At 31.9% G+C, this 17,253-nt stretch carries 17 protein-coding genes; all 17 read left to right on the top strand.

The genetic code is table 11. From position 1 onward, the window contains the following. Positions 1–13: 13 nt before the first annotated feature. The 17 genes from K9V48_RS05535 to K9V48_RS05455 are packed head-to-tail and all read left to right on the top strand — an operon-like array spanning position 14 to position 17,198. Entirely contained in the window at positions 14–1,837 is a 1,824-nt protein-coding gene (locus K9V48_RS05535; protein WP_308012507.1) for a polysaccharide biosynthesis protein, read from the top strand. Positions 1,838–1,857: 20 nt separating this feature from the next. Next, positions 1,858–2,739, top strand: a complete 882-nt coding sequence (galU, locus tag K9V48_RS05530) for a UTP--glucose-1-phosphate uridylyltransferase GalU (RefSeq protein ID WP_308012506.1) — start codon at positions 1,858–1,860, stop codon at positions 2,737–2,739. Between the two features lie 52 nt (positions 2,740–2,791). Beyond that, a complete protein-coding gene (locus K9V48_RS05525) occupies positions 2,792–3,946 on the top strand; it encodes a glycosyltransferase family 4 protein (RefSeq protein ID WP_224137594.1) in 1,155 nt (384 codons plus the stop codon). Next, positions 3,931–5,040 carry a glycosyltransferase family 1 protein gene (locus K9V48_RS05520; RefSeq protein WP_224137593.1) on the top strand — a complete coding sequence of 370 codons (1,110 nt, stop codon included), beginning with the start codon at positions 3,931–3,933 and terminating at the stop codon, positions 5,038–5,040. The genes K9V48_RS05525 and K9V48_RS05520 overlap by 16 nt, the downstream gene beginning before the upstream one ends. 5 nt (positions 5,041–5,045) lie before the next feature. Beyond that, positions 5,046–5,927 carry a glycosyltransferase family 2 protein gene (locus tag K9V48_RS05515; protein WP_224137754.1) on the top strand — a complete coding sequence of 294 codons (882 nt, stop codon included), beginning with the start codon at positions 5,046–5,048 and terminating at the stop codon, positions 5,925–5,927. Between the two features lie 29 nt (positions 5,928–5,956). Next, positions 5,957–7,027 (top strand): EpsG family protein, encoded by a 1,071-nt coding sequence (locus tag K9V48_RS05510; protein WP_224137591.1) that lies wholly within the window; start codon positions 5,957–5,959, stop codon positions 7,025–7,027. Between the two features lie 11 nt (positions 7,028–7,038). Beyond that, positions 7,039–7,185 carry a YwzD family small protein gene (locus K9V48_RS05505; RefSeq protein WP_224137589.1) on the top strand — a complete coding sequence of 49 codons (147 nt, stop codon included), beginning with the start codon at positions 7,039–7,041 and terminating at the stop codon, positions 7,183–7,185. A 13-nt stretch (positions 7,186–7,198) separates the two neighbouring features. Next, the gene (locus K9V48_RS05500; protein ID WP_224137587.1) at positions 7,199–7,807 is read left to right on the top strand and encodes a sugar transferase; all 609 of its coding nucleotides are present in this window, start codon (positions 7,199–7,201) and stop codon (positions 7,805–7,807) included. 1 nt (position 7,808) lies between these two features. Then, a complete protein-coding gene (locus K9V48_RS05495) occupies positions 7,809–8,783 on the top strand; it encodes an ATP-grasp domain-containing protein (RefSeq protein ID WP_224137753.1) in 975 nt (324 codons plus the stop codon). Then, positions 8,773–9,489 carry an HAD family hydrolase gene (locus K9V48_RS05490; RefSeq protein WP_224137585.1) on the top strand — a complete coding sequence of 239 codons (717 nt, stop codon included), beginning with the start codon at positions 8,773–8,775 and terminating at the stop codon, positions 9,487–9,489. Before K9V48_RS05495 ends, K9V48_RS05490 begins: the two co-directional genes overlap by 11 nt. Further along, a complete protein-coding gene (locus K9V48_RS05485) occupies positions 9,467–10,651 on the top strand; it encodes a DegT/DnrJ/EryC1/StrS family aminotransferase (protein ID WP_263432734.1) in 1,185 nt (394 codons plus the stop codon). Before K9V48_RS05490 ends, K9V48_RS05485 begins: the two co-directional genes overlap by 23 nt. 49 nt (positions 10,652–10,700) lie before the next feature. Beyond that, positions 10,701–11,444, top strand: a complete 744-nt coding sequence (locus K9V48_RS05480) for a glycosyltransferase family 32 protein (RefSeq protein ID WP_224137583.1) — start codon at positions 10,701–10,703, stop codon at positions 11,442–11,444. A 9-nt stretch (positions 11,445–11,453) separates the two neighbouring features. Further along, a complete protein-coding gene (locus K9V48_RS05475) occupies positions 11,454–12,647 on the top strand; it encodes a glycosyltransferase (protein ID WP_224137581.1) in 1,194 nt (397 codons plus the stop codon). A 15-nt stretch (positions 12,648–12,662) separates the two neighbouring features. Next, positions 12,663–13,700: a glycosyltransferase family 2 protein gene (locus K9V48_RS05470; protein WP_224137579.1), complete on the top strand. Its 1,038-nt coding sequence runs from the start codon at positions 12,663–12,665 to the stop codon at positions 13,698–13,700. Further along, positions 13,697–14,866, top strand: coding sequence for a glycosyltransferase (locus K9V48_RS05465; protein ID WP_224137577.1), 1,170 nt, complete (start codon positions 13,697–13,699; stop codon positions 14,864–14,866). The genes K9V48_RS05470 and K9V48_RS05465 overlap by 4 nt, the downstream gene beginning before the upstream one ends. 14 nt (positions 14,867–14,880) lie before the next feature. Further along, positions 14,881–15,999 (top strand): polysaccharide pyruvyl transferase family protein, encoded by a 1,119-nt coding sequence (locus K9V48_RS05460; RefSeq protein WP_224137576.1) that lies wholly within the window; start codon positions 14,881–14,883, stop codon positions 15,997–15,999. After that, on the top strand, positions 15,996–17,198 hold the full coding sequence (locus K9V48_RS05455) for a glycosyltransferase (protein WP_224137575.1): 1,203 nt from the start codon (positions 15,996–15,998) through the stop codon (positions 17,196–17,198). Before K9V48_RS05460 ends, K9V48_RS05455 begins: the two co-directional genes overlap by 4 nt. Positions 17,199–17,253 lie beyond the last annotated feature (55 nt).

Raw genomic sequence — 17,253 nt, 5'->3', positions numbered from 1 at the left:
GAGTGAAGAAGCGTTGTCCTACCATAGTAGAATGTGGCTGTTAATCCTATTAGATTCATGTATTGTCTTATCAACGATTTATTTTAGTCAAATGTTAATCAATCCAAATAGTTCAACTTTGACCATAACAATGCTGGTAAGTTCCATTTCTTTACTACTTGGTCATCATCTATTCTCTTTATTATATAAGCTTTATAAAAAAGCGTGGGAATATGCGAGCATTGGTGAACTGATTAGTATCTTTAAGGTTATCACATATACGATTATCGTGACAGCAGCTGTCCAACTACTTGTCATACAGCAGGTTCATGTTCGAATTTTAGCGATTACATGGATGATTCATTTACTTCTAATCGGTGGTTCACGGTTTTTTTGGAGAATATACCGAGATACATACTTAAAACATCCTGTTAATATGAAAAGGACGTTAATTGTAGGAGCTGGTTCTGCCGGAACGATGGTAGCAAGGCAGCTCATGAGTAGTCATGATGCAGAGCTGCAACCTATTGCCTTTATCGATGATAATGTAAAAAAACAGAAGCTAGATATTTTGGGGATACCGGTCATTGGTGGCGTAAATCAAATCGAACAGCTAACAAAAGAATATAATATCGCCAATATCGTGATAGCGATTCCTTCCTTAAGCAAAAAGCAGCTCAATCAAATTTTTAATGAATGTGCAAAAACATCAGCAAAAACGCAAATGATTCCGATGCTTGAAGACTTAATGACTGGCAAAGTGTCGGTCAATCAATTTAGAGATGTTCAAGTAGAAGATCTATTGGGACGAGAAACAATTGAACTAGATATGACGAGTATCAGTGATTATGTGACAGATAAAGTCGTGCTCGTTACCGGTGCAGGCGGTTCAATTGGTTCTGAAATTTGTCGGCAAATCTCTAAATTTCATCCGAAGAGATTAGTTTTACTAGGACACGGAGAAAACAGTATTTATTCGATCGAAATGGAATTAAAAGAAGCATTCAAAGATACTGAAATCGATATCATCACAGAAATTGCTGATCTCCAAGACTATGACAAACTGATGAATGTTATGACAATCTATCAACCAAATGTTATCTACCATGCGGCAGCGCATAAACATGTACCTCTAATGGAACGAAGTCCAGAGGAAGCAGTAAAGAACAATATGATTGGTACAAAGAATATTGCCGAGGTTGCAAGTATTCATGAGGTTGAAACGTTTGTGATGATTTCGACAGATAAAGCGGTAAATCCTACAAGTGTCATGGGTTCAACAAAGCGATTAGCAGAAATGCTTATCCAGCATTTTGATCAAATCAGTTCAACAAGATTTGTTGCCGTTCGATTTGGGAATGTGTTAGGAAGCAGAGGAAGTGTGATCCCACTTTTTAAAAAGCAAATCCAAAAAGGTGGACCAGTAACAGTTACTCACCCAGATATGGTCCGTTACTTTATGACGATTCCAGAAGCTTCTCGACTAGTCATTCAGGCTGGAGCATTAGCCAAGGGTGGAGAGATCTTTGTCCTTGATATGGGTGACCCAGTAAAAATCGTTGACCTTGCCAAAAATCTTATCAAACTCTCAGGTAACAATATTGATGAGATTGGCATTGAATTCACCGGGATGAGACCAGGTGAAAAACTTTTCGAGGAACTTCTTAAGAAAGACGAAATTCATGAAGAACAGATTTATCCTAAGATCTACATCGGTAAAACATCTGAGCTTTATATAGAAGAAATAGAAGACATTATTAACAACTTTAGATCGCTTGATCGTGATCATTTAAGAAAAATGGTAGTAGATCTAGCAAATGAACGAGTACCAAATGAGAAGAAATTAGTCTCAGTTTAAAAAGAGGGAGGATGTCAAAGGTGAAAGTAAGAAAAGCAATAATCCCTGCAGCTGGATTAGGAACAAGATTTTTACCAGCAACAAAGGCAATGCCAAAAGAAATGCTCCCAATCGTTGATAAACCAACGATTCAATATATTATTGAAGAAGCTGTTGAGTCAGGGATTGAAGATATCATTATTGTGACAGGAAAAGGAAAACGTGCAATTGAGGATCATTTTGATCACTCGTTTGAGTTAGAGCAGAACTTATTGGAAAAAGGGAAACTCGATCTATTAAACGAGGTCCAAAAGGCTTCTAAGCTAGTTGATATTCACTATATTCGTCAAAAGGAACCACGCGGATTAGGTCACGCGATTTGGTGTGCCCGTAAATTCATTGGGGATGAACCGTTTGCGGTATTACTAGGTGACGATATTGTTAGAGCTGAAAAACCTTGCTTAAAGCAAATGATTGAACAATACGAGCGCTATAATGCATCAATCATTGGTGTCCAAAATGTAAAAGACGAAGAAGTATCACGTTACGGAATTGTCGATGCAACAGAGATTGATGAGCGTTTCTACAATGTTAGCAATCTAGTAGAAAAACCAAAGCAAGAGGATGCACCTTCTAATCTAGCAATCATGGGTCGCTATATTTTAAGTCCGAAAATTTTCGACATCCTTTCTAAACAAAAGCCAGGTGCTGGTGGTGAGATTCAGCTAACAGATGCGATGGCTACACTTAACCAAATCGAGGCAATTTACGCCTACAATTTTGAAGGTAAACGCTATGATGTAGGCGAGAAGTTGGGATTCATTCAAACAACGATTGAGCTTGCTCTGCAGCGTGAGGACTTAAGGCACGAGCTACTAGACTTTTTAAATAAGGTAATAGAAAAAGAAGTAACTGAAATTTAACACCCTCACTATTAGGGTGTTTTTTTCATGCTTCAAAAAAGGGTGAAAATCCATGACAAATAAAGTGTTATTCTGTGCAACAGTTGACTACCATTTCAAAGCCTTTCATCTTCCAATTTTGAAATGGTTCAAAGAGAAGGGCTGGGAGGTTCATATTGCAGCAAGCGGAGAAATCGAGCTTCCGTACGTGGATCAGAAATATAATATACCGATTCAGCGCTCGCCATTTCAAGCAAAAAACGTTGCTGCTTATCAAGAGCTAAAGGCAATCATCGATAAAAATGATTATAAAATTATCCATTGTCATACACCAATGGGCGGTGTGCTTACAAGGCTAGCAGCAAAGCAAGCAAGAAAACATGGAACAAAGGTGTTTTACACAGCACATGGTTTTCATTTCTGTAAGGGAGGCCCAATTATGAACTGGCTTCTTTATTATCCGATTGAGAAGGTGCTCGCTAGATATACGGATTGCTTGATTACGATCAATGAAGAAGATTACAATTTAGCCATTTCACATCGATTTAGGGCTGGAGAGATTGAGCATGTTCACGGTGTCGGGGTAGATACGGAGCGGTTTAAGCCTATTGATAAAGAACTTAAGCATGAACGAAGAAAGCGGCTTGGATATAAAGAGGATGACTTCTTGATGTTTTACGCAGCTGAGTTTAACAAGAATAAGAATCAGCAATTTTTAATAAAGGCATTGGCTAAAATCAAGGACTCGATTCCAAATGCGCGACTCTTGTTAGCGGGAGAAGGAGTACTTCAAGATACTTGCAAGAAACTAGCATCTGAACTAGGTGTAGACCATATGGTGGAATTTTTAGGATATCGCAATGACATAGTAAACCTACTTCCGATGTGTGATGTTGCTGTGGCTTCAAGCTTACGGGAAGGATTACCTGTTAATATTATGGAAGCGATGGCGTGTGGGTTGCCTGTTGTTGCTACGGAGAATCGGGGACATAATGAACTTATTGTGAATCAATATAATGGTTGGACTGTTAGCCCTGGAAATATAAATGATATGGCTAAGAAAATTATACTTCTTGCAAATGAACAGCACCTCATCAAGACTTTAGGTGATAATGGTCGTGAAAGAATCGAAAAGACATATAGCGTCAATACGATATTAAATGAAAAGAGTCATTTATATGAGAGATTCATGAAAGAAATGGAGGGGATAAGTTGGGAAGCCCAATAAGAGTATTGCATGTGGTTGTAAATATGAATCGTGGTGGAGCAGAAACACTCATCATGAATTTATATCGCAACATCGATCGTTCGAAGGTACAATTCGACTTTTTGACATGTAATGAAGGAGTATTTGATCAGGAGATTTTAGAGTTGGGTGGAAAGATCCATCGGATCCCTTATATTACTGATGGCGGACATTTTCATTACATAAAGAATTTAAGTCAATTTTTCAAAGCAAATAATCAATACAAAATTGTCCACTCTCACATGGATAAAATGAGTGGCTTTGTTCTGAGGGCTGCTAAGAAAGCCGGGATTCCGGTTCGGATAGCGCATAGTCATAATACACAGAGTGAAGGTGGATTCGCTGCGAAGCTTTATAAAGAATATGCAGGTAGCAATATAGAAAAATCAGCGACTCACTTTTTAGCATGTTCAAAATTGGCTGCAGAATGGTTATTTAAAAACAAAGCTGATTCATCCAAGCTTTTGAAAAACGGGATCGAGACTGATAAATTTACATTTTCAAAGAACGTAAGAGACCAGATTCGAGATGAGCTCGGTGTAGAACATGACAGTTTAGTTTTAGGACATGTAGGTCGCTTTAATCAACAAAAAAATCATGCGTTTCTAATTGATATTTTTAATGAGTTAAATAAGGTGGTTCCTAAGTCTTATTTAGTTTTAGCTGGGGATGGAACTTTACGATCTGACATAGAAGAAAAAGTGAAAAAATTGAGATTAGAAGAGAAGGTAAAGTTTCTTGGCGTTCGTAGTGATATTAATAGTTTGTTACAAGCATTTGATCTATTTGTTTTTCCATCCTTTCATGAAGGCTTACCTGTAACTTTGATTGAGGCGCAGGGATCGGGATTACCGTGTTTGATTTCGGAAAATATTACAGAAGAAGTGGATATGAGGATGGATCTTGTAAAATTCTTACCTATCGATAATAAAAACGTATGGGTAGAAGAAATAAGGGAAATCTCAGCTAATGATGTAAGCCGAAATATTTCAAAGCAGGCTCTATCTAAACAAGGATATGATATAAAAAATACTGCTAATTTAATAAATGATTATTACTTGGGAATGGTGAGGTGAATTTGTTGAAGCAATTAACTGTATTCACTCCAACCTATAATAGGGCTTATTGTCTGCATGTTTGCTATGAGAGTTTAAAGTCTCAGACAAACAAAGAGTTCATATGGCTAATTATTGATGATGGATCTACTGATAACACACAGGAATTAGTTAATCAGTGGAAAAGAGAAGGCGTTGTGGAAATAAGGTATATAAAACAAGAAAATCAGGGAATGCACGGTGCTCATAATACAGCATATGAGCATATTGATACAGAATTAAATGTTTGTATTGATTCGGATGATTATATGCCGGTTGATGCTGTGGGAAAAATTCTCTCATTCTGGGAAGAGAATGGAAATGATCAGGTAAGTGGGATGATTGGTCTTGATGCATTTAAGAATGGAGAAGTTATAGGCACAAAAATGTCAGAGCATATTAACCAATCAACCCTTTTTGATCTTTACAATAAATTTGGTGTAACTGGAGACAAAAAGCTTGTTTATAGGTCTGAGTTAACGAAAAAATACCCATACCCTATCTTTGAAAATGAAAAATATGTTGGGTTAGCATATAAATACCATAAGTTAGACGAAGAATATCCAATGCTATTAATGAATGAAGTCCTTTGTATTGTTGAATATTTACCCGATGGTTCATCATTAAATATGCTAAAACAGTATCGAGTTAATCCAAAAGGTTTTGCGTTCTATCGTAAGGAGTTAATGAAGCTTTCATTTGCTGGAAAGAAATTTAAATTTAGGCAAGCTATTCATTATGTTTCTAGTAGCTTAATTTCTAAAAATAAAAGATTTATTAATGAATCACCTTTAAAAATGCTAACTTTGTTCGCAACACCACTAGGGTTTATCTTGTATTACTTGATCATGTCTAAAACGAAAACGTAATGGAATTAGTAAAATCGAAAGGATAAAAAATGACGGTATTATGGGCTACGCTTCTAATTGTTTTTGTTTTTGCTTTTTTATCAAGGTATATTCCAGTTAACCGAGCTGCACCTGATGAAACATTTATAAGACCTAATAAATTTATTATATTTTTGGTTTTAGCATGCTTAGTACTCGTATCGGGTTTAAGAAACACAATTGGTGATACTTATTTCTATATGCATGCATATGAAACAATTGATTTTACGTGGGAATACGCCTTAGAGAATAAAGATCCTGGATTTAGTGTTTTACAAATGTATTTAAAGAATATATCAAACGACCCACAAATTCTTTTATTTATAACAGCTTTGGTTACAAATTTATTAATTGTTATTACTCTATATAAATATTCAAAAATGATAGAAATAAGTTTTTATGTATTCATTACATCTGGAATGTTTATCGTATCAATGAATGGCATTCGTCAATTTCTTGCAGCTTCTTTAATATTTTGGGCAACAAAGTATTTGCTAACGGGTAAGTTTAAACAGTATTTTTTAGTAGTTCTTTTCGCCTCTACTTTTCACGAGAGTGCACTAATTCTATTGCCTATTTATTTTATTGTTCGAAGAGAAGCTTGGACGAAAGTTACATTTTTGTTATTGACGTTCGCAATATTAATTGTTGTAGGGTTTGATCAATTCTCTAAAGTATTGTTTTCTGCACTCGAAGATTCTCAATACGGAAATTATAGTAATTTTGCAGAAGGTGGAGCAAATAAAATCAGGGTACTTGTTGATGCCGTTCCTGTTGTAATAGCTTATCTTGGAAGACATAAATTAAGAGAACTTTGGCCCAAAAGTGACATTATTGTAAATATGTCAATTATAGGGTTACTATTTTCGATTATTGCAACACAAAATTGGATATTTGCAAGATTTAATATTTATTTCAGTTTATATAACTTAATCTTAATTTCTTGGATTATTTACTTATTTAAAGAGAATAGCAGAAAATTCGTTTATTATGGTTTATTAGTTTGTTATTTAATGTATTTTTATTATGAACAAGTAATATCATTGAATATGTATTATAGAAGTGATTATATTAATTTTTAAGAGGTAGTAAAATGAATTTTTATGGGAAGATAACTGAACAAAATTTACAAGAAATTCTAGAAAATGTTTATAAAAAAGGTCAAGAAACAGAAAACATCAGTGTTTTAGAACTAATTGAAGATATTAAACAGCAATTTATGTCGTACACCACTAAGTGAAAGGGAGGAAATAATGAAACGTTTTTTTGACTTAGTAGTTTCGGTAATTATACTAATTTTGCTTTCCCCAATTATGCTCTCAATAGCAATACTTGTAAGAATAAAATTAGGATCACCAATCTTCTTTAAACAACAACGACCTGGCTTACATAGTAAGCCTTTTTACTTTTATAAGTTTCGAACAATGACAAATGAAAAAAATAAAGATGGTGAGTTGTTAGCTGATCAATTCAGATTAACTTCATTTGGTAAGTTCTTAAGAAAATCTAGTTTAGATGAGTTTCCACAATTAATAAATGTAATAAAAGGTGATATTAGTTTAGTAGGCCCGAGACCATTATTAATGGACTATATACCACTATATACAAAAGAGCAGGCAAGGCGCCATCAGGTAAGACCAGGTATAACTGGCTGGGCACAAATAAATGGTCGTAATAGTATTTCTTGGGGAGAAAAATTTGAATTAGATGTGTGGTATGTTGAAAATCAAAGTTTTTTCCTAGATTTAAAGATTTTGTTTTTAACAATAAAAAAGGTAATAAAATCAGAAGGGATAAAGCATGGTGATCATGCAACAATGCCAGTTTTTAAAGGGAGTTTGAAAAATGAAAAAGAATACTGAGATGAATATATTATTTACAAGTTCCGGAAGAAGAGTTGCGCTATTAAACTATTTTAAACAGGTTTATCAACAGCAATATATAAATGGGAAAGTTATAACTGCAGATTTAAAAAATAATGCCCCATCTGCTTATTTTAGTGACAAGCATATGATTGTACCAAATATAAGCAGCCCTAACTATTTAGAGGAACTAATTAAAATTTGTAAGCAAGAATCGATACATTTAATCATACCTTTAATCGACACTGAATTAACCCTCTTAGCGAAAAATCGACACCTTTTTGAAGAAGCAGGTGTTAAGGTATTAGTTTCTAGTGTTGAATTAAACGAGATTGCATCTGATAAGAAAAAAACTTTTCAATTCTTTGTTGAAAATAGTATTCTAACTCCTAAAGTCTATACTAGTGAAGAACTTGAAGATAAAGCTTATAAGTTCCCTTTGCTTATTAAACCTCTTGATGGTAGTTCAAGTAAGGGTGTTACAAAAATTTATAATGAAAAAGAGCTTATTTTTTTTAGAGAGTATATTCCAAATGCTATGGTTCAGGAATATGTTGAGGGTACTGAATATACTGTTGACGTTATGGTTGATTTTAAAGGGAATATTAAGACGATTGTACCAAGGATGCGTATAGAAACGAGAGCAGGTGAAGTGAGTAAAGGAGTAACTGAGAAGGATACTACGATCATTAATGCTGTTGAGGAAGTAGTAAATTTATTACCACAACCAGCTGGTTGTTTAACTTTGCAGTGTTTTAAGAAGAGTAATGGAGAAATAACATTTATTGAAATTAATCCTAGGTTTGGTGGTGGAATTCCATTATCTATTCAAGCTGGTGCAAATTTTCCATTATGGACCATTCAAGCATCAAAAGGAGAAATTTTTAATGTTCAAGATTATTCTTGGCAAGAAAATTTAACAATGCTCAGATTTGATGAAGCTGTCTATACAGAGAGTATTCAATATGCCAATTAAAGCTATAGTCTTTGATATGGATGATACTCTTTATTATGAAAGTGATTATGTAAGAAGCGGGATGCAAGAATTGGAAAAATGGATTATTGAGAACTATAATATTGGTGGATTTTACGAAGTTGCAATGACCTTTTTTGAAACAGGAGAAAAGAAATACATATTTAATAAAACTCTTGATCTATTAAAGATTCCATACAATGAAAAATTAATTCAGAGTATGATTAATTTATATCGTTCTCATAAACCATCAATACAATTATTAAAAGATTCCAAATGGGTATTAGATAATTTGGATGAAAATGTAAAAATTGGTCTGATATCTGATGGATACTTTGGTGCACAAACAAACAAGGTTCATTCATTAGGAATAGAAGAAAAGTTTCATTCGATTATTTTAACAGACCAATTTGGAAGGAACCATTGGAAACCAAGTCATAAGCCATATGAACAAACTTGTTTAAATTTACAAGTGTCTCATCATGAATGTGTATATATAGGCGACAATGTATCTAAAGATTTTATAACAGCGAAGAAACTTGGTTGGAAAACAGTGCATATTGAAAGAGAAATTGGAATCTATGCAAATATTACTGAAAAACAGGAATTTATGGCACATTATCAAATCAATAATTTGAAAGAATTATCAGCCATACGGGAATTTCAACATCTTTTTATTACTCAATATGAAGAAGCTTTCAACTCTTAAGGAGGGGAACATTATTAAGAAGAGAATATATTTATCTGCTCCTCATATGAGCGGAAAGGAAATAAATTATATCAATGAAGCATTTGAAACAAATTGGATCGCACCATTAGGACCAAACGTTGATGCCTTTGAAAAAGAAATAGCAAATTATGTAGGAGTCAGTGAAGCTGTTGCCGTTAGTTCGGGTACTGCAGCAATTCATCTGGCTCTTTCTTTATTAGATGTAAAAAAAGGGGATCAAGTATTTTGTTCTTCTCTGACTTTTGTCGCAAGTGCGAACCCTATACTTTATCAGGGGGCTGAACCAGTATTCATTGATTCAGAGCCTGAAACATGGAACATGTCACCACAAGCACTTGAGATAGCATTTAAAGAAGCATTTATAGATGGTAGGATGCCTAAAGCAGTAATAGTTGTTAATTTATACGGCCAAAGTGCAAAAATGGATGAAATCGTTTCTTTATGTAATCAATATGATGTACCGATAATTGAGGATGCAGCCGAATCTCTCGGCTCTACTTATAAAGGTAAAGCGAGTGGAACATTTGGCAAGTTTGGTGTTTTTTCATTTAATGGGAATAAAATTATCACAACTTCTAGTGGAGGTATGCTTGTATCTAATGATGTTGAAGCTTTAAAGAAAGCAAGGTTTTTAGCTACTCAAGCAAAGGATCCAGCTCTCCATTATCAACATAGTACAATTGGTTTTAATTATCGAATGAGCAATATACTTGCTGGTATTGGTAGGGCACAATTAGAGGTATTGGAAGAGAGAGTACAAGCTAGAAGGTTACTATTTGATCGGTACACTCAAGAGTTAAGTTCTATACCTGGGATTAAATTTATGCCTGAATTAAACCAGACACAATCTAACCGATGGCTTACAGTATTAACCATTGAAGAAAAAGTAACGGGAACTTCAATACATTCAATATTAAATACTTTGGCTGAAGAAAATATAGAAGCCCGTCCTGTTTGGAAACCCCTACATATGCAACCTTTATTTGAAGGGGTTAAATACTATTCTCACAGTGAAAATATTAATGTGTCAGAACATTTGTTCAATACAGGATTGTGCCTTCCTTCAGGATCAAATATGACGGAAGAAGATCAAATGAGAGTCATAAAATGCGTTAAAGAATTAATAAAAATAGAAGTATAATTTCAGCTATTATTTCTAGGTTCATAATTGAAGGGAGGTTGAGAATAAAATGAATACAAATACTAGTAAGATCCCTAAAATTATTCATTACTGCTGGTTCGGAGGTAAAGAAAAGCCTGATATTGTAAAAGAATGTATAGCAAGCTGGAAAAAGCATTTATCTGGTTATGAAATTAGAGAATGGAATGAAAACAACTTTGATATAAACAGCAATTTATATGTAAAAGAGGCTTATGAATCTGGGAAGTTTGCTTTCGTAAGTGATTATGCAAGAGTATATGCTTTATATAACTTTGGTGGAATATACCTAGATACTGATGTAGAGGTATTTAAACCATTTGATGATCTATTGCATCATATGTCATTTTGGGGTTTTGAACAAGAAAACTATATTGCTACAAGTACGATAGGTGCAGAGAAGGACAATAAACTAATTAAGTTATTTTTAAATTCATATAAAGAAAAGAATTTTATTAAAGAAAATGGTAGTTACGATGATTTAACCAATGTAGCTATTGTATCTGAGATACTGAAAAACAAAGGTTTAAAAATGAACGGACACTATCAAGAGATAGAAGATATAGGAGTATTTTATCCTCAAACATACTTTTCTCCATATGATTATATAAACTGTAGGAAGTTTATCACTAAAAATACGTATGCGATGCATCACTTCTATAAAAGCTGGTTACCACCAAAGGCTAGGTTTAAAAGTAATGTAAAAACAATAGCAGCTAAAGTAATAGGTGGAGAAAACATAGCAAAACTTAGAAAAATAGTTTCAAAAGTTTAGGAGGCAGAAATGAAAAATATATTGATAGCCTCTTTTGATATGGAAGTTGGAGGAGTCGAAAGAAGTCTTATTAGCATGCTTAACAACTTTGATTACGCAAATTACGCTGTTGATTTGATGTTATACAGACATCAAGGTGATTTTCTGAATTTAGTTTCTAATAAAGTAAATTTATTAGACGAAATTCCGCAATACACTACTTTTAGAAAATCAATAGGAGAAACTTTAAAAAATAAACAGTATAGCATAGGGCTATCACGAATTTTTTCCAAGATAAATGCTGACTTTTTAGGGAAAATAAAAGGATTATCAGAGCCCGGTTATTATCAAATGCAGCTAATGTGGAAGTTTGCTTTACCATATCTTCCTGAAGTGAATAAACAATACGATGTAGCGATTAGTTATCTGTGGCCACATTATTTTGTTGCTGAAAAAGTTAAGGCGAAAAAGAAAATCGCATGGATTCATACAGATTTTTCAAAGGTTGAAACAGATATTAAAATGGACTTGAAAATGTGGAAGAAATTCGATTATATAGTGGCTGTTTCAGAAGCATGTAAAACTTCATTTTTGAATAAATATGGGGAATTAGAAAATAAGGTTATTGTAATCGAAAATATAACATCACCAGAATTCATTAGAGAGATGGCTAATGAAAAAGTTGAAAACCCATTGGTGCAGGACAATAGATTTAAAATTGTTACAGTGGCCAGATTATCTCATGCCAAAGGAATCGATAATGCAGTAAAAGCTTTAAAGATCTTGAAAGAAAAAGGGTATGATGAAATTGCTTGGTATGTAGTGGGATATGGCGGCGACGAATCTATGATCAAAGATCTGATAAAAGAATCTAAACTAGAGAATAGCTTTATTTTATTAGGGAAAAAAACTAATCCATATCCATATATAAAAAAAGCAGATCTATATGTACAACCCTCTAGATACGAGGGAAAGGCAGTTACTGTGGGTGAAGCTCAAATTCTTTCAAAACCTGTAATGATTACGAACTATACAACCGCAAATAGCCAGGTGAAAGATGGAATTGACGGATGTATTACAGAGTTATCCGTTGAAGGAATAACAACAGGAATTGAAAGATTGTATAAGGACTCAGGAAAAAGAAAGACCTTAATTAATAACTGTAAAAATACAGATTATAGTAATAATTATGAATTAGAAAAGTTATATCAAATTGTTAATTAATAAAGGGAGGTAAGGATGGTTCCGATAGTAAGTATCATAGTGCCAGTTTATAATTGTGAGAATTATATCTCTACTTGTTTAGAAAGCATACTAAATCAAACATATTCAAAAATTGAAATTATTATTGTCAATGACGGATCAATTGATAAAAGTGAACAAATTATTATGGAATATAAAGAAAAAGATAACCGTATTATTTATTTATATCAGGAAAATAGTGGACCATCTGAAGCCAGAAATAAGGGGATTCTAACATCAACAGGTGAGTATTTAGTTTTTATAGATTCCGATGATACAGTAGATAAGCATTATATTGAACTATTATTAAAAGAAACGATAAGCTCAGACGCTGATTTAGTCTGTTGTGGTTATAAAGATCATTCTAAATATGGGATAAAAAATCATACAGATTTTAATTTTAACGATAGTGTTTCGTTACATTCTTTTATGGAAATGGTCTGTAATGGTACAGGAGGAGTCCTTTGGAGTAAGATATTTAAAAACGAAATTATCGTCAAGTATAATTTAAAAATGGATAAAAATATTTTTATGTCAGAGGACTTAGTTTTTGTTCTCCAATATGTATCTCATTGCAAGGTATTTGCTGCAATAAAAGAGTATTTATATAATTACAATAGACTGAATCAGGGAAGCATTAGTTCAAACATCTCAATAAATTATATAAATAATAATATTATGGTTTGTAAATACCTTGAAAAAATATTTCGTTCGGTTAAATTAGATGAACAAAAAAGTAAGCAAATAATTATAAAACGTATTCAAGATTTTATACTAAGTATCGTAGAACAGCAAAGTAATAATGTGAAAAAAATAGGAATTAAAAAAGTTAGTCAAAATGTAAAGGAATTGCTTTCTATACCTTATATTGTGAAATATAAAGGTGAATTTAGAAGTACTAGTATGTACTATAAACCTTATTTATTTTTAATAAAAAATAAATTTTATAAATCATGTATTATTTACGGTCTTTATTTAAATATGCTAAGAATTCTAAAAAGGAAATTAATATTTAGAAAGCAAGTGAGTATATGAATAAAAAGCTCTTGTTTGTTATTGATTCACTAACGATTGGAGGAGCAGAAAAAAGTTTAGTGTCGTTATTAAATTTAATTGATGCCTCTAAATACGATATAGATTTATTGCTAATTAAAAGAGGTGGAGATCTAGAAAAATATCTTCCATCAAATATAAATATTTTACCAGTACCTAAATATTTTAGTTCTATAGGAAACAATTTCACATTTAAAAACCTTTACTATAGATCCAAGACTTCTTTAAATTTAAGAGTAAATAATTATAAAAAAAACGTATTACATAGTGAGCAGGTTGTATATAAAAGTATAAACAAGAATATTAGGCCACTAAATAAAATGTATGATGTTGCAATAGCATATAGTCAAGGAATGCCTACTTATTTAACAGCGAATAAGGTTAAAGCATCAAAAAAATTAGCATGGATTAATACTGATTATGTCAATACTTTGTATGATAAAGATTTTGATTATAAGTCATACAGTAAAATAGATAATATTATTGCTGTTTCTGAACATACAAAAAATTCAGTGTCTCAGCTTAGAGAAGAATATAAGGATAAAGTTGATCTAATTTTAGATATAGTTGATCCAAATATGATTTATAAAATGTCTCTTGAAGAAGATGCTGGAGAATTTGATAAGTCGTTAGTTAATATTTTAACAGTAGGACGGTTAGTAACAGCAAAGGGCTATGAAAAAGCTATTGAGGTAGCAAAATTACTAAAGAATTCAGGATATAAATTTAGATGGTTTAGTGTTGGAGAAGGTCCTGAAAGAAATAAACTTCAAAAATTGATAGAGGAATATGAATTAAATGACTATTTTATTTTGCTGGGGAAAAAAATTAATCCGTACATTTATATGAGAAAGTGTGATATCTATGTACAAACATCATTAAAAGAAGGATTTGGTCTTACAGTAAGTGAAGCTAAAATTTTAAAGAGGCCGATTGTATGCACCAGCTTTCCTACAGCAAAAGAAATCATTCAACATGAAGTAGATGGTTTAATTGTTAAACATGATATAGAGAGTATATTTAACGGTGTTAAAAAGTATTTGGATGAAAAGGTTTTTAGAGAAAAGGTTTTGAAAAAACTAGAATCAACAGAACCATATAGTTCCGTTAATCAGATAAATAATTTTTACAATTTAATTGAAAGTTAAAGATGGTGATAGAAATGAAGAAAATTTTTGTAGATATTTATTTACAATTTAATTTAGGAGACGATTTATTTTTAGATATCCTTGCAAAGAAATTCCCTAATAGTGAGTTTACAATAAATTATTTAGGAAATAATTACGATCAATTTATTTCCCAATATAATAATGTTAAGAGAAGGAAATATTCACTAATAAATAAAATAGGGCAGCGACTTAAAATCTCTGATTCAATCACTAATTATGATACAGTTGCTATAGATCATGATGCGTTATTATTTATTGGTGGTTCTATTTTTAGAGAAGAAGATTATCATCATACACTGTATCAAGATCGGATTAAAATGATTAAGGAATTTAAGAATCGAGGGAAATCAGTATTTATTCTTGGATCAAATTTTGGACCTTTTAAGTCAGCAGAGTTTCTCAATGATTACAAAGAGTTATTTAAACTTTGTGACGATGTTTGTTTTAGAGATTTATATTCATTTAAGTTATTTAAAAGCCTACCTCAAGTTAGGCATGCTCCAGATATTGTGTTTCAGATGGAAATAAATGATTATAAGACTAATACAGATCAAAAAAGGATTGGATTTTCAATAATTGATGTAAGACATAAAAAAGGTTTATCGAAATACCATAATGACTATATTAGTAGTACAGTAAAGTCGATTGAATCTTTTGTAAGTAAGGGATATGAATGCTGTTTAATGTCTTTTTGTGAACAAGAGGGAGATTTACAAGTGATCAATGAAATTAAATCTATTCTTTCCACTGAAACATTAAACAAAGTATTTATATATGAATACAAAGGGAAATTAAAAGAAGCTATTGCTCTTATAGCTTCTTTTAATTTGTTTATTGCAGCTAGATTTCACGCTAATATTCTAGCCTTATTACTTGGAATCGGATTAATGCCAATCATATATAGCGATAAAACCACTAATATGTTTAAGGATATTAATCTTATAGATGTTCTGGTAAATATGAATGAACTTTACTTACAATTTGATGAAAATACATTTAATAGGTCATTAAATAATAAAATAGACTTGGAAATGATCTCGAATGATGCTAAAAATCAGTTTTCAAAGCTTAGTAAATTTCTAAATCAAGATAATATTAGAGGGATTATATGAAAAAGAAAATCATTTTTATGATAATTAATATGAATGTAGGTGGAACTGAAAAGGCTTTGCTTAACATGATTGCGGAGATTCCGAAAGGAAAATATGAAATTACTATATTAATGTTAGAGAAATATGGAGATTTTCTAAGTTCTATTCCATCTGAAGTTAAGGTAGAATATTTAAATCATTATCAGAATATGAAAGACATACTTAACAATCCACCACATAAAACTGCTTTGCAGTTGTTAAAATTGGGGAAATTGATAAATGCTTTTAATATATTTCTTTTTCATTTACTTTCAAAGGCTTGTAAAGACAGAAGTATTTTCTTTAAGTATATTTTGAATAATTATCCTGAAATTGAAAAGGAATATGATATTGCGGTAGCTTATGCTGGACCAATGGAATTCATCAGCTATTTTGTTACAAACAAAATAAAAGCAAAAAAGAGAATACAATGGATTCACTTTGATGTTACAAAAATAGGATTTGATAAGCATTTTGCATCAAAAAATTACAAAAGATTTGATAAGATTTTTGTTGTATCTGAGGAAGCAAGAAAAAAGTTAATTAGTTTAGTTCCAATTGTAAAAGAAAATTCAGAAGTATTTCATAACATTGTTTCATCTAAAGTTATTCAAAGGCAAGCGAAAGAAGGTATTGGATTCGACGATGATTTTGATGGTATAAGAATTTTGACAATTGGTAGGTTAACGATGGAAAAAGGGCAGGATTTGGCTATTTCTGTAATGGCAAGATTAATTAACGAGGGTTTTAATGTGAAATGGTACTGTGTGGGAGAAGGCAACGCTAGAGAAAGTTATGAAAAATTAATTGATAAGTATTCTCTAAACGATAAATTTATTTTATTAGGATCTGATTCAAATCCATATCCATATCTAGAGCAAAGTGATATATATGTTCAGCCATCTAGGTATGAAGGATATTGTATTACATTAATAGAGGCAAGATGTTTACATAAGCCAATTGTAACTACTGATGTAAATGGTGCCAGGGAACAGATTAATAATGGAAAAACAGGGTTAATAGTAAATATTGAAGAAAATGATCTCTATTATGCTGTTAAAAAATTAATAATCAATCCTGATTTACGTGCTAAATTTACCTGTAATCTAGCTAAAGAAAAATTTGATACTTTTGAAATAAAAAAGTTTATTGAATTTTCAAATCATATTAGAATTTCTTAGAGTTTGACTAAATCATAGAATTGAAAAGCATTTAATAATCTTAGACAATTTTTAT

It is taken from the genome of Metabacillus rhizolycopersici, assembly GCF_020075705.1.
The sequence above is the reverse complement of the archived record's forward strand: the minus strand, read 5'-3'. Positions and strand labels throughout refer to the sequence as shown.

Bases quoted from the DNA above. Each gene is read 5' to 3' on its own strand.
- K9V48_RS05525 (WP_224137594.1), top strand. From the start codon at position 2,792: ATGACAAATAAAGTGTTATTCTGTGCAACAGTTGACTACCATTTCAAA.
- K9V48_RS05510 (WP_224137591.1), top strand. From the start codon at position 5,957: ATGACGGTATTATGGGCTACGCTTCTAATTGTTTTTGTTTTTGCTTTT.
- K9V48_RS05505 (WP_224137589.1), top strand. From the start codon at position 7,039: ATGAATTTTTATGGGAAGATAACTGAACAAAATTTACAAGAAATTCTA.
- K9V48_RS05500 (WP_224137587.1), top strand. From the start codon at position 7,199: ATGAAACGTTTTTTTGACTTAGTAGTTTCGGTAATTATACTAATTTTG.
- K9V48_RS05495 (WP_224137753.1), top strand. From the start codon at position 7,809: ATGAATATATTATTTACAAGTTCCGGAAGAAGAGTTGCGCTATTAAAC.
- K9V48_RS05490 (WP_224137585.1), top strand. From the start codon at position 8,773: ATGCCAATTAAAGCTATAGTCTTTGATATGGATGATACTCTTTATTAT.
- K9V48_RS05485 (WP_263432734.1), top strand. From the start codon at position 9,467: ATGAAGAAGCTTTCAACTCTTAAGGAGGGGAACATTATTAAGAAGAGA.
- K9V48_RS05480 (WP_224137583.1), top strand. From the start codon at position 10,701: ATGAATACAAATACTAGTAAGATCCCTAAAATTATTCATTACTGCTGG.
- K9V48_RS05475 (WP_224137581.1), top strand. From the start codon at position 11,454: ATGAAAAATATATTGATAGCCTCTTTTGATATGGAAGTTGGAGGAGTC.
- K9V48_RS05470 (WP_224137579.1), top strand. From the start codon at position 12,663: ATGGTTCCGATAGTAAGTATCATAGTGCCAGTTTATAATTGTGAGAAT.
- K9V48_RS05465 (WP_224137577.1), top strand. From the start codon at position 13,697: ATGAATAAAAAGCTCTTGTTTGTTATTGATTCACTAACGATTGGAGGA.
- K9V48_RS05460 (WP_224137576.1), top strand. From the start codon at position 14,881: ATGAAGAAAATTTTTGTAGATATTTATTTACAATTTAATTTAGGAGAC.
- K9V48_RS05455 (WP_224137575.1), top strand. From the start codon at position 15,996: ATGAAAAAGAAAATCATTTTTATGATAATTAATATGAATGTAGGTGGA.